Annotated in this window: 13 protein-coding genes and 1 pseudogene; 7 read left to right on the plus strand and 7 right to left on the minus strand. The window is 76.0% G+C overall.

Annotated features, from left to right (window positions below; genetic code table 11):
* The first annotated feature begins 13 nt into the window (after window positions 1-13).
* Genes IEY75_RS17850 through IEY75_RS17860 form a run of 3 tightly spaced genes read left to right on the plus strand, consistent with a single transcriptional unit; the run spans window position 14 to window position 2,924 of the window.
* Window positions 14-919 carry a CoA transferase subunit A gene (locus tag IEY75_RS17850; protein WP_229789862.1) on the plus strand — a complete coding sequence of 302 codons (906 nt, stop codon included), beginning with the start codon at window positions 14-16 and terminating at the stop codon, window positions 917-919.
* Window positions 916-1,629 carry a CoA-transferase subunit beta gene (locus IEY75_RS17855; protein WP_229789863.1) on the plus strand — a complete coding sequence of 238 codons (714 nt, stop codon included), beginning with the start codon at window positions 916-918 and terminating at the stop codon, window positions 1,627-1,629. The genes IEY75_RS17850 and IEY75_RS17855 overlap by 4 nt, the downstream gene beginning before the upstream one ends.
* Entirely contained in the window at window positions 1,626-2,924 is a 1,299-nt protein-coding gene (locus tag IEY75_RS17860) for an aminotransferase family protein (protein WP_189115519.1), read from the plus strand. Before IEY75_RS17855 ends, IEY75_RS17860 begins: the two co-directional genes overlap by 4 nt.
* Before the next feature lie 7 nt (window positions 2,925-2,931).
* Here the strand turns inward: IEY75_RS17860 and shc are convergent, their stop codons facing one another.
* The 6 genes from shc to IEY75_RS21335 form a co-directional block, all read right to left on the minus strand.
* A complete protein-coding gene (gene shc / locus IEY75_RS17865) occupies window positions 2,932-4,800 on the minus strand; it encodes a squalene--hopene cyclase (RefSeq protein WP_189115520.1) in 1,869 nt (622 codons plus the stop codon).
* A 256-nt stretch (window positions 4,801-5,056) separates the two neighbouring features.
* The gene (locus tag IEY75_RS17870; protein WP_229789865.1) at window positions 5,057-6,589 is read right to left on the minus strand and encodes an alpha/beta hydrolase; all 1,533 of its coding nucleotides are present in this window, start codon (window positions 6,587-6,589) and stop codon (window positions 5,057-5,059) included.
* Window positions 6,590-6,761: 172 nt separating this feature from the next.
* On the minus strand, window positions 6,762-8,213 hold the full coding sequence (locus IEY75_RS17875) for an amino acid permease (protein WP_189115522.1): 1,452 nt from the start codon (window positions 8,211-8,213) through the stop codon (window positions 6,762-6,764).
* A 224-nt stretch (window positions 8,214-8,437) separates the two neighbouring features.
* A complete protein-coding gene (locus tag IEY75_RS17880) occupies window positions 8,438-9,331 on the minus strand; it encodes a sulfite exporter TauE/SafE family protein (protein ID WP_189115523.1) in 894 nt (297 codons plus the stop codon).
* Window positions 9,332-9,491: 160 nt separating this feature from the next.
* Entirely contained in the window at window positions 9,492-9,977 is a 486-nt protein-coding gene (locus IEY75_RS17885) for a pyridoxamine 5'-phosphate oxidase family protein (RefSeq protein WP_189115524.1), read from the minus strand.
* A gap of 30 nt (window positions 9,978-10,007) precedes the next feature.
* Window positions 10,008-10,400 carry a VOC family protein gene (locus tag IEY75_RS21335; protein WP_268244363.1) on the minus strand — a complete coding sequence of 131 codons (393 nt, stop codon included), beginning with the start codon at window positions 10,398-10,400 and terminating at the stop codon, window positions 10,008-10,010.
* Here IEY75_RS21335 and IEY75_RS17895 point away from each other — a divergent pair.
* The 4 genes from IEY75_RS17895 (at window position 10,395) to dinB (ending at window position 14,195) form a co-directional block, all read left to right on the plus strand.
* The gene (locus IEY75_RS17895; protein ID WP_189115525.1) at window positions 10,395-10,742 is read left to right on the plus strand and encodes an NTP pyrophosphohydrolase; all 348 of its coding nucleotides are present in this window, start codon (window positions 10,395-10,397) and stop codon (window positions 10,740-10,742) included. The genes IEY75_RS21335 and IEY75_RS17895 overlap by 6 nt on opposite strands.
* A gap of 83 nt (window positions 10,743-10,825) precedes the next feature.
* Window positions 10,826-11,326, plus strand: coding sequence for a hemerythrin domain-containing protein (locus IEY75_RS17900; protein ID WP_189115526.1), 501 nt, complete (start codon window positions 10,826-10,828; stop codon window positions 11,324-11,326).
* 62 nt (window positions 11,327-11,388) lie between these two features.
* Entirely contained in the window at window positions 11,389-12,750 is a 1,362-nt protein-coding gene (locus tag IEY75_RS17905; protein ID WP_189115527.1) for a dihydrolipoyl dehydrogenase family protein, read from the plus strand.
* 248 nt (window positions 12,751-12,998) lie between these two features.
* Window positions 12,999-14,195, plus strand: a complete 1,197-nt coding sequence (gene dinB, locus IEY75_RS17910; protein ID WP_229789869.1) for a DNA polymerase IV — start codon at window positions 12,999-13,001, stop codon at window positions 14,193-14,195.
* A 77-nt stretch (window positions 14,196-14,272) separates the two neighbouring features.
* Here the strand turns inward: dinB and IEY75_RS21035 are convergent.
* A pseudogene (locus IEY75_RS21035) lies at window positions 14,273-14,570 on the minus strand (hypothetical protein); the annotation flags it as partial.

The raw sequence follows: 14,570 nt of genomic DNA on the forward strand, positions 1-14,570 counted from the left end.
TGGGGCGGCCGGCGTGAGCAAGGTCGTCACGATGGCGGAGGCGGTGGCGGCGTACGTACCCGACGGCGCCACCGTCGCCATCGAGGGCTTCACCCACCTGATCTCGTTCGCCGCCGGCCACGAGGTGATCCGGCAGCGGCGCCGGGACCTCACCCTGTGCCGGCTCACGCCCGACGTGGTGTACGACCAGATGGTCGGCGCCGGGGTCGCCCGCAAGCTCGTGTTCTCCTGGCTGGGCAACCCCGGGGTCGGGTCGCTGCACGCCATCCGGCGGGCCGTCGAGTCCGGGGCGCTGGAGATCGAGGAGTACTCGCACTTCGGGATGGTCGGCCGGTACGCCGCCGGTGCCGCGAACCTGCCCTTCTACCCGCTGCGCTCGTACCTGGACAGCGACCTGCCGGCGGTCAACCCGGCGCTGCGGACGGTCCGCTCGCCGTACGACGGGGAGGAGATCCACGTCGTCCCGCCGCTGCGCCCGGACGTGACGATCGTGCACGCCCAGCGCGCCGACCGCGACGGCAACACCCAGGTCTGGGGCCTGCTCGGCTGTCAGAAGGAGGCGGCGTTCGCCGCGGCCCACGTCGTCGTCGTCGCCGAGGAGGTCGTCGACCCGCAGGTCATCCGGGCCGACCCCAACCGGACCCTGATCCCGGGACTGGTCGTCGACGCGGTGGTGCACTGCCCGCGCGGCGCGCACCCGTCGTTCGCGCAGGGCCACTACGACCGCGACAACGCCTTCTACCTGGCCTGGGACGCCGTCAGCCGGGACCCGGCGCGGCTGGCCGCCTGGCTGGACGAGTGGGTGTACGGCACGGCCGACCACGCCGGCTACCTCGACCGCCTCGGAGCCGACCGGTGGACCGGCCTCACCCCCGGGCCGGCCCGCTCCGGCACCGTCGACTACGGGGACTACCGGTGACCGGCCACTCCCCCACCGAGATGATGGTCGTGGCCGGCGCCCGGGCGATGGCCGGCACCCGCGTCTGCTTCGTCGGCATCGGGCTGCCCAACATCGCGGTGGCGCTGGCCCAGCGCACCGTCGCCCCGGCCATCGAGCTGATCTACGAGTCCGGCGTGTACGGCGCCCGCCCGTCCCGGCTGCCGCTGTCCATCGGCGACCCGTGCCTGGTCACGGGCGCGACCGCGGCGATGGGGATGCTGGAGCTGTTCCAGTACTACCTCCAGCGCGGACTCGTCGACCTCGGCTTCCTCGGCGCCGCCCAGCTCGACCGTTACGGCAACGTCAACACCACCGTCATCGGCCCCTACGACGCGCCGAGGACCCGGCTGCCCGGCTCCGGCGGCGCCAGCGAGATCGCCCAGAACGCCCGCGAGGTGTTCGTCCTCATGCGCCAGTCGCGCCGCTCGTTCGTCCCGCGGGTCGACTTCGTCACCAGCTCCGGCCGCGGCCTCAGCCGGGTGATCACCGACCTGGGCGAGTTCGCCCACCGCGACGGCGAGCTGACCCTGACCCACCTGCACCCCGGCGTGGACGTCGACCAGGTGCGGGAGGCGACCGGCTGGCCGCTGTCGGTCGCCGCGGACCTGGCCGAGTCCGCGCCGCCCACCGACGCCGAGCTGCGCCTGCTCCGCGAGGAGCTGGACCCCGACCGGACGTACCTGAGGTGAGCCACGTCTTCGGCCGCGGCGGCGCCGACGCGCCGGTCGTGGCGCGCGCCCGCGGCTGCCGGATCTGGGACACCGGCGGGCGCAGCTACCTCGACGCCAGCGGCGGCGCGATCGTCGTCGGCGTCGGGCACGGCGTGGCCGCCGTCGCCGACGCGGTCGCGGCACAGGCCCGGCAGGTCGCCTACGCCCACGGCACCGTCTTCCGGTCGGCCGTCGTCGAGGAGTACGCCGACGCGCTCGCCCCGCTGCTGCCCGTGGACGACCCGCGGGTGTACCCGGTCTCCGGCGGCAGCGAGGCGGTCGAGACGGTCCTGAAGATGGCCCGCGCCTACCACCTGGCCCGAGGCGAGGACCGGCACGTCGTCGTCGCCCGCGACGGCGCCTACCACGGCAGCACCCGCGGCGCCCTCGACATCTCTGGCCGCGCGGGCCTGCGGGCGCCGTACCTGCCCTGGCTGGGCCAGGCGCAGCGGGTCCCCGGCCCGTACGAGTACCGCTGCCCGTTCCCCGACCGGCACCCCGGCGGCTGCGCCGCCGCCCACGCCGACGCGCTCGCCGCGGTGTGCGCGCGGACCCCCGTGGCGGCATTCGTCGCCGAGCCCGTGGCCGGCGCCGCGCTCGGGGCGTGCGTGCCGCCCGAGGAGTACTGGCCGCGCATCGCGCAGGTGTGCCGGCGGTACGGGGTGCTGCTGGTCGCCGACGAGGTGATGACCGGCTTCGGGCGGACCGGCGCGTGGTTCGGGCTGGAGCACTGGGGGGTGCGCGCCGACCTGCTCGCCGCCGGCAAGGGCGCCGGGTCGGGGTACTGGCCGCTGGGGCTGGCCGTGGCCTCCGGGCGGGTGCACGCGGCGCTGGCCGAGGGCGGGTTCACCCACGGCTTCACGTACTCCCACCACGTGGTCGGCGCCGCCGCCGGCCTCGCCGTCCTGCGCGAGCTGCGCGACCGGGACCTCGTCGCCGCGTCGGCGGCCCGGGGCGCGGCACTGGCGGCGCGGCTCGGCGAGGCCGTCGGCGGGCACCGGTACGTGGGGGACGTGCGGGGGCGGGGGCTGCTCGTCGGCGTCGAGTTCGTCGCCGACCGGCGCACGGCGGCGCCCTTCCCGCGGGCGGCCCGGGTGGCCGAGCGGGTCGTGGCCGCCGCGCGCGGCGCCGGCGTGCTGGTGTACCCGGGCACGGGGTGCGCCGACGGCACCGACGGCGACCTGATCGTGCTCGGCCCGCCGCTGTGCGTCACCGACGACGAGCTGACCGAGATCGTGGCCGGCGTCGCCGCCGCCCTGGCCACGCTGGACTGACGGCGGCTCAGTCGCCCCGGGTGTACCGGCCCAGCGCCCACAGCGGGTAGGCCAGCCGGTAGAGGTCGTGCCGGTAGGGGTCCCCCGCCTCGTCCACGCCGGTGTACTCCGACTCGTCCCAGTCCCCGTCCGGCCGCTGCCGCCGGACCAGCCAGCCCACCCCGCCGGCCGCGGCGCCGGTCCGCTCGCCGGCCGCGAGCAGGCCGAGGACCGCCCACGCGGTCTGCGACGCGGTGGCGGTACCGCGGCCGACCCACTCCGGGTCGCGGCGCGCGCGGGGGTCCTCGCCCCAGCCGCCGTCGTCCTGCTGGCGCCGGTCGAGCCAGGTCACGGCCCGCCGGACCGCCGGGTGCGCCGGCGGGACACCCGCGGCGGCGAGCGCCAGCAGCGCCGCGCCCGTGCCGTGTACGTGGTGCACGCCGCGCCGCCCGCCCCACGACCCGTCGCGCTCCTGCTGGCAGAGCAGCCACGCCACGCCGCGGGCCACGGCCGCGGTACCGCCGTGCCCCAGCCGGCACAGCGCCTCCAGCACCGGCGCGGTGACGTCGGTCGCGGGCGGGTCCACGTCGGGGAGCAGGCCGTCGCCCAGCAGGCCCGCCCAGCGGCGCGGCCGGCCGCCGTCGGCGCGCGACCAGCCGCCGTCGGCGTCCTGCATCCCGATCAGCCACGCGGCCGCGCGGGCGGCGGCCGGCCCCAGCCGGTGCGGGTCGCCGGAGCCGCGGACCGCGGGCAGGGCGAGCAGCACCGCCGCGGTGTCGGCGGCGTCCGGGCTGCCGTCGTTGTCGCAGTCGGCGGCCCAGCCGCCGGGCGTCACGTGCGGCCGCCGCTGCTGCCAGTCACCGGGCCGGCGGACCTCCTCGTCGCGCAGCCAGCACGCCGCGCGGACCACGCCGGGGTCGGCGGCCGGGGTACCGGCGGCGCCCAGTGCCCGCAGCGCCAGGGCGGTGTCGCGGACCGCCGACCGGCAGCCGGCGACCTCCCGCACGGGACCGTCCGGACCCGGCACCACCCGGACCCCGCGGTCGAGGGCAGCCAGTCCCCGGACGACCACCGGCTCCCCCACGCAGTGCCCGAGGCCGTGCAGGGCGACCAGCGCCCACACCGTCTGCCCCCGGCCGCCCCAGGAGCCGTCGCCCTCCTGCCGCGCGAGCAGCCAGTCGGCGGCCAGCCGCAGCGCCCGCGCCCGCCGGCCCCGCGGCGGCCGCCGGCCGTACCGACGCCACGCCCGCGCGGCCAGGCCGCCGACCCCGCCGGGACCCGTCGGCGGCGGGTGCGGCGAGTCCAGTTCGGCCAGGTCGAACGGCAGCGCTGCCACCGGCCGGACCGCGCCGACCACCGCCAGCGCCACCGCCGTCCGGCGCGCCCGGCACGACCAGTCCCCGAGCCGCACCGGCGCCCCGCGGCCCAGCAGCAGCAACTCCACCGGCGCGGCGGGCAGCCGGTCGTACGGCCACAGCCCGCACACCGCCAGCCAGCCCCGGGCCCGCGCGTCGGCGCGGGCCACGCCGCCGGCCGCCCGCACGTACGCGGCCGCGGCGGCCATGTGCGGCGCGTCGATCGGGTCGCCGGCCAGCCGCAGCGCGAGGTACGCCTCGACGGTCGCGCCGCGCTCCCCCGGACCGCCCGGGAAGGTCGGCCAGGTGCCGTTCGGCCGCTGGCGACGTCGGATCGCCCTGGCCGTCGCGGCGGTGTCCTCGGCGGTACGCACGCCGAGCAGTTCCCGCAGCAGCAGGTCCTCGGCGGCCACCCGGACGTCGGACTCGACCTGCGCCTGCCAGCCGCCGGTCGGGCGCTGGAGCGCGGCGAGCCGGTCCCGGGCCCGGTCCCGCGCCGCGTCCGCCGCCGTACCGGCCAGTCCGACCGCGCTCACCGCCATGCCGCCACCCCGCCCTCGCCCCGGCCGGCAGACCCCGCCACCTGCCCGCAGACTAAGGCCCGCGACAAGCGGCCAGGGCGCCGTTCACCCGCCACCACCCCCGCGGGGCCGACCGCGCCGCGGCGACATCCGGTCGAGCCGGGAATCCACGGACGAAAACGAGCCGGCCTGCCAGCCGGTGCCTCCGGTGGGGCCTGCCGGGAGAACGGGTGAGGGGCAGGTCACCACACGGTGGCCTGCCCCTCACCCGCATCGGTCAGTAGCGGGGCATGATCTCCAGCGGGTCGTCCGCGGGGGCGAACGCCGTCATCGACGCGACCGGCTTCTTGGCCGGCTTGCACTGGAGGTCGGACTCGCCGCCCGGCTGGCGGGCCGGCAGCGTGCCGGAGCGCAGGTACTCGGCGATCGGGTTGTCCACGCACAGGTTGCCGCGCAGCGACGTCGAGTGGCTGGTGCCGCCCGGGCTGCTGATCAGCGACGAGTTCGGGAAGATCCGCCGCGCCTCCAGCGCGCCCTCGTACGGGGTGGCGCCGTCCTGCTCCTCACTGATGATCAGGACCGGCGGGGCCTGGGCCGGGTCGATCTCGACCGGCTGGCCCGCCTTGGCGGGCCAGGTCAGGCACGGCGCGTTGTACCAGGCGTTCGCCCACGTGTAGAACGGCGCCTTCTTGTGGGTGGCCCAGTTGTCGACCCGCCAGGTCTTGAACTTCTGCGGCCACTGCACGTCGGTGCACTGGGTGGCCGCGTACATGGCGTAGCCGTTGTCGTCGCCGGGGCCGTTGGCGTTGTCGTACGCCGTCTTGATCGCGGCGGCGTCCTGCTTGTTCGCCCACAGGCTGAACGCCTTGGCGATCGCGTTCCAGCGGCTCTGGCTGTACCCCGCCGGCAGGAACGCGTCGGCGAACTCGCTGGGGCCGATGAGCCCGCCGGCCGGCTTGCCGGCCAGTGCCGCCCTGGTGGCGTAGTAGCGCTTGCTGACCTCGCCGCCGGAGGCGCCGAGCCCGAACACCTTGTCGTTGCGCCCGATCCAGGCGAAGAACTGCTGGATGTTGCCCTCGAAGGCGACGTCCTGGTTCAGGTTGGCGCGGTACCAGACGTTGCGGTGGTCGACGACGCCGTCGATCACCATGCGGCGGATCCGCTCGGGGTACATGGTGGCGTACACCTGGGCGAGGTAGGTGCCGTACGAGAAGCCGTAGTAGTTGATCTTCTCGGCGCCCAGCGCCTTGCGGATCGTCTCCATGTCGCGGACGGTGTCCGTGGTCTTCGCGTGCTCCAGCAGGCGGCCGCCGACCTTGCCGCACGCCTGGCTGTAGCCGGCCGCCTTGGCGAGGTTGGCCTGCTCGATCTCGGGCGTGGTCGGCAGGTACTCCGGCCGGTTGTACGTGAAGTAGTTCGGGTCGCAGGTCAGGGCCGGCTTGCTGCTGCCCACCCCGCGCGGGTCGAAGCCGATCCAGTCGTAGGCTTCGCCCACCTTGGCGGGCACCCGCCCGCCGAGCAGGCTCATGGTGAGGCCGGAGCCGCCCGGGCCGCCCGGGTTCACCAGGATCGGGCCCTGCGCCTGCGCGTCCGGCGTCTTGTGCCGGATCCGCGAGACGGCGAGCTGGATCTTCTCGCCGTCCGGCGCGGCGTAGTCCAGCGGCGCCTCGACGTAGCCGCACTCGGCGCCGGCCTTGGCCAGCGACTCGACGGTGCAGGGCTGCCAGTCCACCGCGGCGGCCGGCGCGGGCGCGGCGGCGGCCGGCGACGCGAAGGTCAGCCCGGCCACGGCCACGCACACCGCCGACACGCTCGATGCAATTTTCCGCATACTCTCCCCAGGTCTTCCTTGTGATGCGGCGCGTTGTCATTCGGATCGAACGGCGCGGATATTACCGTGCACGGGCCGACCTGCGGCCCTCCGCCGACGAATCGACGTGCGGCAATCGGCCAGGTCGCCGATCGTTTGCCCGTAATATCGTTTATCGCACCGAATCGGCGTCGCCGAGCGGCCGGCGGCCGGGGCGCAGCAGCGAGTGCCGGTAGCTGTAGCCGAAGTAGACCGCCAGGCCCAGGAGCAGCCAGACCGCGAAGCGCAGCCAGGTGGTCGCCGTGAGGAACGTGATCAGCCACAGGGAGAACACCACGCCGACCGCCGGCACCAGCGGCATCAGCGGGGTGCGGAACGTGCGCGGCAGCTCCGGCCGGCGGTACCGCAGCACCGTGACCGCCACGCACACGACCACGAACGCGGCGAGGATGCCGATGTTGGTCAGCTCGGCCGCCTCCCGGATCGGCAGGAAGCCGGCGATCACCGCCGAGGCGACGCCCGCGATCCACGTCACCCGCGTCGGCACCCGGCGCACGGGGTGCAGCTTGGCGAAGTACCGCGGCAGCAGCCCGTCGCGGCTCATCGCGTACCAGACGCGGGTCACGCCGAGCAGGAAGGTGAACATGACCGTCAGGATCCCGACGATCGCCCCCACCGCGATCACGCTGGCCAGCCCGGAGAGGCCCACCGAGGCGAACGCCGAGGAGAAGCCGCTCTTGGGGTCGATGTCGGTGTACCGCTGCATACCGGTCAGGACCAGCGTCGCCAGCACGTAGAGCACCATCGAGACCGCCAGCGAGTAGACGATCGCCCTGGGCATGTGCCGCTGGGCGTCCTTGGACTCCTCCGCCGCCGTACTCATCGCGTCGTAGCCGAACACCGCGAAGAACACCGTCGCCGCGCCGGTCACCGCGCCGGAGAAGCCGAACGGGAAGTACGGCGTGTAGTTCGCCGACTTCACGTGGAAGAAGCCGACCACGACCACCAGCAGCACGACCGCGACCTTGAGCCCGACCACGAACGTCTCGAACCGCGCCGCCGCCCGGATGCCCATGGTGAGCAGCAGCGCGATCAGCAGGCACAGCACCACGGCGAACAGGTCCACGACCCGCCCCTCGCCCGTGCCCGGCGCGCCGAGCATCCACGCGGGCAGGTCGATGCCGAACTGTCCGACGAGGAACCCGAAGTAGCCGGAGATCCCGATCGCCACCACCGCGACGATGGCCGTGTACTCCAGCAGCAGGTCCCAGCCGATCAGCCAGGCGACCAGCTCCCCGAGCACGACGTAGCCGTAGGTGTACGCCGAGCCCGCCCGCGGGATCATCCCCGCGAACTCCGCGTACGCCAGGGCCGCCGCCGCGCTGGCCACCCCCGCGATCAGGAACGAGATCAGGACCGCCGGCCCGGCCGTACCGTTGGCCACCGCCCCGGCCAGCGAGAACACGCCGGCACCGATGATCCCGCCGACCCCGATGGCGGTGAGCTGCCACAGCCCGAGCGAGCGCGACAGCTTCCCTCCGCCGCCCTCGGTCGTGATCTCGTCGACCGGCTTGCGGCGCAGCACCCCGCGCCCGCCGCCGAACGATGCTGGTCCAGCCGTCATGGTCGTCCCTCCGGTCCGCCGTGCCGCGCGTCCGGCCGCGCGGCACGAGGAGCAGACCGGACACGGCGGTGAATGTCAACGCCGACCCGGCGGTCCGGCGCGACGCGGGGAAAGTCGCGCGCAGCGGTACGGCCGACCGGTGCGGGGCGCCCGGTGCGGGGCAACGCCGAGGATGCGACGGTGGTGGGGCATCGGTTTGCGGGGCGACGGGGCTGCGGTGCCGGTCAGGTGGTGGGTAGCGGGACGACCTGCGCCATCGCCGCCGATGCCGCCCGCCGCATCGCCCGTACGGCCAGCAGCGTCGCGGCCAGCCAGGCCAGCCCCAGCGCGACGTAGCCGATCGCCACGGCCGCGGCCGGCAGGTCCGCGGCGTGGGCCAGGACCCGCGCGTTGGTCAGCAGCACCATCCCGCCCACGGCGACCCCGAGGACCTGCGTGGGCACCAGCCGGACCAGCCACGCCGCCAGCGGCGCGGCGACCAGGCCCCCGGCGAGCAGGGCGAGCACCGTCGGCCCCAGGAAGCCGGCGCCACCCAGGCCGACGAGGAAGCCGGCGCTCGCCGCCGCGGCCACGATCACCTCGGCGGTGTCCACCGAGCCGATCACCCGGCACGGCGCGAGGCGCCCGTCCACCAGCAGCGACGGCGTCGCCACCGGTCCCCAGCCCCCGCCGCCGGTGGCGTCGACGAACCCGGCGACGAGCCCGAGGGGAGCCAGGAACCGCCGCCGGGTCCGCCCCGGGCGGGGCGGGGGCAGCGGCCGGGCGAACCGGACCAGCAGCGTCAGGCCGAGCGCGAACAGGATGCCGGCCACCCACGGTGCCGCGACGGCGGTGGACAGGGCTGACAGGACGGTCGCGCCGAGGAACGCCCCCACCGCGCCGGGCAGCGCGATCCGGCGGACGACCTGCCAGTCCACGTTACCGAAGCGCCAGTGGGCGACCCCGGACGCCAGCGAGGTACCGACCTCGGCCAGGTGCACCGAGGCCGACGCGGCGGCCGGCGCCACGCCCGCCACCAGCAGGAGCGTGGTCGAGGTCAGGCCGTACCCCATCCCGAGCGCCCCGTCGACGAGCTGCGCCGCCAACCCCACCAGGGCGAGCACGATGATCTTGCGCACGGGCACCTCCTCCGCCGGCCGAGGCGCCCCGCCGGCCCCTCGGCGCGAGCGACCCTCGCATTCCCCCGCGGCGCGGTCAACGCTGAAACGCGGTCGGCCGGACCGCCGTCACCCGGCCCCCGCGCGGGACTCGCCCCCCGAACGCGGACGGCGACGGGCCTCAGAGCGCGGTCGCGCGGTTCTCGCCCTCCGGCGGATCCCGGCGCAGGGCCGCGGCCGCCGCGTACCGGATCAGCGTCACCACCTTGCCGTGCCGGGACGCCCAGTACTCGGCCGACTCCGCGTGCACCTTGATCATCGTCAGGCCCGGCGTGTCCACGCCCTGGTGGAACCACGCGTCGAGCGAGCGCTCCCACAGCTCCTCGGCCTTCGCCCGGTCGAACAGCACCTCCGCGCGCCCGGCCACCGACACCCAGCTCGACGACCCGGCCATCGACACGTTGACCTGCGGGTGGCGGCGGACCTGCGCGACCTTCGCGCTGTCCTCGAAGCAGAAGAACCACAGGTCGCCGTCGAACTCGGCCCGCTGGAGGTCCATCGGCCGGCTCACGTGCCGGCCGTCCTCGGTCATCGTCGTGAACATGCAGATGTCGGCGTCCCGGATCAGCTCGGTGACCCGGGCGCGCACCTCGTGGGAGTCATCCATGCGCCGGGTGGTGCCCCGGCGCGCCGGCGGTCAAACGGCGGGGCCGCCGCCGGTGTCGATGACGCAGAACCGGTTGCCGTCCGGGTCCGCCAGCACCACGAAGTCGGCCCCCGGCGGGTACGCGTCCCAGTCCACCCGCGCCGCGCCCAGGGCGATCAGCCGCGCGACCTGCGCGGCCTGGTCGGCGGCGTCGCCCGCGTACAGGTCCAGGTGGACCCGCGGCCGCTCCTGCACCGGCGTGTCGCTGACCATCAGGGCCGGCGGCGCGCGATGTCCCGCACCCCCAGCACGGTCGTACCGATCCGCAACATGCCTGCCATCCTCCCGCCGCGTGTCACGTGCCGCAACGACCCGGCCCCGGCCGCCGCGCCCGGCCCGCGCCGTGCGGACGGAGGCCCGCGGTGGCAGGCTGTACGGGTGCAGGAGACCCTGGTCGTGGACGCCGCCAACACCATCGGCTCCGTCCCCGACGGCTGGTGGCGCGACCGCGCGGGTGCGGTGACCCGCCTGCGGGACGCGCTCGCCGCGCTGGCCGACGAGTACGCCGCCATCGTCCTCGTCGTGGAGGGCGCGGCCCGCGACGTCCCCGGCACCCCGGCCGTGCGGGTCGTGTCCGCACCCGCCTCGGGTGACGACGCGGTCGTCGCGGCCGTCGCCGCGGCCGGACCGCCGTGCACGGTCGTCACCTCCGACCGGGAGCTGCGCGCGCGGGTCACCGCGCTCGGCGCCGCGGTCCGCGGGCCGCGCACACTGCCCCGCTGGTGAAGCCCGCGGCGGAGCCCAGACCATGGGGCTACGCCCGCCGCAGGGGGCGGTTGAGCGCCCCCTGCCGGGGGAAAGCGGTTCCCATGGACGACATCACCCACCTGATCCTCGCCGACCACCACGCCTTCCGCCTCGGCTTCGCCCGCCTCGACGACGCCCGCGGCGCCGACGAGCTGCGCGCCGTCTGGGAGCCGCTGGCCCTGCACCTGGAGGTCCACGCCGAGGCCGAGGAGCGGATCCTGTACCCGCACCTGCTGCGCCGGGGCGGCGACGAGGCCGACGAGGAGACCGACGACGCCATCCGCGACCACAACAAGATCCGGGACGCGGTGGCGGCGACCCGCGACCACGAGATCGGCACGGACGACTGGTGGGCGGCCGTCTGGTCCGCCCGGCGGGAGAACAGCGAACACCTGGCCGAGGAGGAGGACGAGGCGCTGCCGGACTTCCGCCGGCACGTCGACCGCACCCTGCGGCTGGACCTGGGCCGGCAGTGGCTGCGGTTCTACGGCGACCACCCGCAGGGCGCCGGCCTGACGATGCGCGACAAGGACCCCGCCGCGTACATCGCCGCCCACCGCTGAACACCTCGCCGCTCTCCCCGGCGCGGAGATTTTCATTCCCGGAATTCGGGCATGTACCGGCCATGAGCGACGAGGTCGATGTGATCGTGGTCGGGTTGGGTCCGGGCGGCGAGGAGGTGGCCGGGCGACTCCTCGCCGCCGGCCGCACCGTCCTGGGCATCGAGTCCGGCTCCATGGGCGGCGAGTGCGCCAACTGGGGCTGCGTACCGAGCAAGATGATGCTGCGCGCCGCGCACGTCCTGGCCGAGGCCGGCCGCGTCGACTCCCTGGCCGGCCGTGCGGACGTCCAGGCGCAGTGGCGGCGGGTGGCCGACCGGATCCGCGCGGAGGTCCTGCCGGGCGGGGACGACCACTCGTCGGTGGCGGGCTTCGAGGCCAGGGGCGGCAGGTTCGTGCGGGGTACAGGGCGCCTGCTCGGCGACGGGCGGGTGGCCGTCGGCGGGCGCACCTTCCGGGCGCGGCGCGCGGTGGTGCTCGCCACCGGTACCCGGGCGGCGGTGCCGCCCGTGCCCGGCCTGGCCGGCACCCCGTTCTGGACCAACCGCGAGGCGACCCACGCCCGGGACCTGCCCGCGTCGCTGGCGGTGCTGGGCGGCGGCGCCGTCGGGGTCGAACTGGCGCAGGCGTTCGCGCGGTTCGGCACCGAGGTCACCGTGTACGAGGCCGGCCCGCGGCTGCTGGCCCGCGAAGAGCCCGAGGCCTCCGACGTCGTGGCCGAGGCGCTGGGCCGCGACGGCGTGCGCGTGCGGTGCGGCGTGACCATCGACCGGGTGGGGCACGACGGCAGCCACTTCCAGGTCGAGGTGGCGGGCGCGGCGGCGACGTACCAGCGGCTGGTCGTGGCCGCCGGGCGGGAGTACCGCCTCCGGGACCTCGGCCTGGAGGCCGTCGGCCTGGACCCCGCCGGTCCGATCGCCGTGGACGGCCGGATGCGGGCCGCCGACGGCGTCTGGGCCGTCGGCGACGTCACGGGCCGGGGCGCCTACACCCACGTGGCCACCTACCAGGCGGGCGTGGCCGCCTGCGACATCCTGGGCGAACTCGTCGCCCCGGCCGCGTACCACGCGGTCCCGCGGGTGACCTTCACCGACCCGGAGGTCGGCGCGGTGGGCCTGACGGAGGCCGCGGCCCGCGAGGCCGGCCTCGCCGTCCAGGTCTGCCGGGCGTCGGTGCCGGAGTCGGCCCGCGGGTGGCTGCACCACGCCGGCAACAGCGGCTTCGTCACGCTGGTGATCGACGCCGACCGCGAGGTGCTGGTCGGGGCGACGTCGGCGGGGCCGGCCGGCGGGGAGGTGCTCGGCCTGCTCACGCTCGCTGTCCACGCGCGCGTGCCGGCCTCGCAGCTCCAGCACATGGTGTACGCCTATCCGACGTTCCACCGCGCGGTGCAGGACGCCCTGCGCGACTGGCGCCCCGCTCCCTGACCACCCACCCGGGCCGCACCCGGGTCTCGGGTACCGAACAGCGACAGCCACCGCCCATTGCCGAACCATCTATGGCCCGCGACGTTCGGATCTGGTCAGTCGGCCGCGGCGGGAAGCGGTTCACGGCCCGGCGGACGGTCCCCCCTGTCGCGTACAGGCGGCCCGCGCACGCCTGGCCGACCGACGGCGCGGGGCCGGCCGCCCGCGGGCGGCGACCGTCGTTCGTACAGGTGTGCGATTATCGTGGGGTGGGCACCGAAGCGACCATCCTGCACGCCGACCTCGACGCCTTCTACGCCGCGGTCGAGCAGCGCGACGACCCGGCCCTGCGCGGCCGGCCCGTCATCGTCGGCGGCGGGGTCGTGCTGGCCGCCAGCTACGAGGCCAGGGCCTGCGGTGTCCGCACGGCGATGGGCGGGTGGCAGGCGCGCCGGCTCTGCCCGCGCGCGATCGTCGTACCGCCGCGGATGTCGGCCTACACGGCGGCCAGCCGCGCGGTCTTCGACGTCTTCCGGCGGACCACGCCGCTGGTCGAGGGCGTCTCCGTCGACGAGGCGTTCCTCGACGTCGCCGGGCTGCGCCGGATCGCCGGCCCCGCGCCCGGCATCGCGGCCCGGCTGCGCCGCGACGTCCGCGACCAGGTGGGCCTGCCGATCACCGTCGGCGTCGCCCGGACGAAGTTCCTGGCGAAGGTGGCCAGCGGGGTCGGCAAGCCCGACGGCCTGCTGGTCGTGCCGCCGGACGGCGAACTGGGCTTCCTGCACCCGCTGCCGGTCCACCGCCTGTGGGGCGTCGGGCCGGTCACCGCCGCGCGCCTAGGCGAGCGCGGCATCCGCACCTTCGGCCACGTCGCCCGCCTCGGCGAGGCGGCGCTGGTGTCGCTGGTCGGGCCGGCCGCCGGGCGGCACCTGCATGCGCTCGCCCACAACTACGACCCCCGTCCGGTCCGCCCGGGCCGCCGCCGCAGCTCGATGGGCGCGCAGTCGGCCCTCGGCCGGCGCCGGCGCTCGCCGGCCGAGGTCGACGCGGTGCTCGCCGGCCTCGTCGAGCGGGTCGCCCGGCGGATGCGCGCCGCCGCCCGCCAGGGCCGCACCGTGTCGCTGCGGATGCGGTTCGACGACTTCTCCCGCGCCTCGCGCGCCCACACCCTGCCCCGGCCGACGGCGCACACCGCGACCCTCGTCCGGGCCGCCCGGGGCCTGCTCGCCGCCTCGGCCGACCTCGTCGCCGCGCGCGGCCTCACCCTGGTCGGCGTGACGGTCAGCAACCTCGCCGACGACCGGTTCGTCCAGCTCGCGCTACCCCTGGAGGGCGACGGCGGCCGCGAGCTGGACGCGGCTGTCGACGCCGTCCGGGACAGGTTCGGCGCCGCGGCCGTCCGCCGGGCGACGCTGACCGGGAAAGGTCGGGACCTCGGCGAGGCGATGCCCATGCTGCCGGACTGACGGTGCCGGGTTGCCGGGTGCCGGGGGCTGACGGTGCCGGGTGCCGGCGGGCTGACGGTAGGTCCGTGGGTCTGCCGTCAGACGCGTGGCCGTGCCGGCTTCGACGCGCGGGCCGACGGGGGCGGTACCACCGGGCCGACATCCTCGCCGTCCGGAGCGGTGTCGAGGTCCACCATCACCGGGGCGTGGTCGCTCGGGCCGGTGCCCTTGCGGGCCAGCCGGTCGACCCACGCGGCGCGCACCCGGGGCGGGTCTGCTGCACCAACTGGTGACACCTGAGCTGGCTTGCCGTTGAGGCGGGCTGGAAGGATGCCACCGTGCCCAAGCCCTACCCCCGAGAGTTCCGTGACGACGTCGTGCGGGTCGCCCGCGGCC

This window comes from Pilimelia terevasa, assembly GCF_014647915.1.
GTDB lineage: Bacteria > Actinomycetota > Actinomycetes > Mycobacteriales > Micromonosporaceae > Pilimelia > Pilimelia terevasa.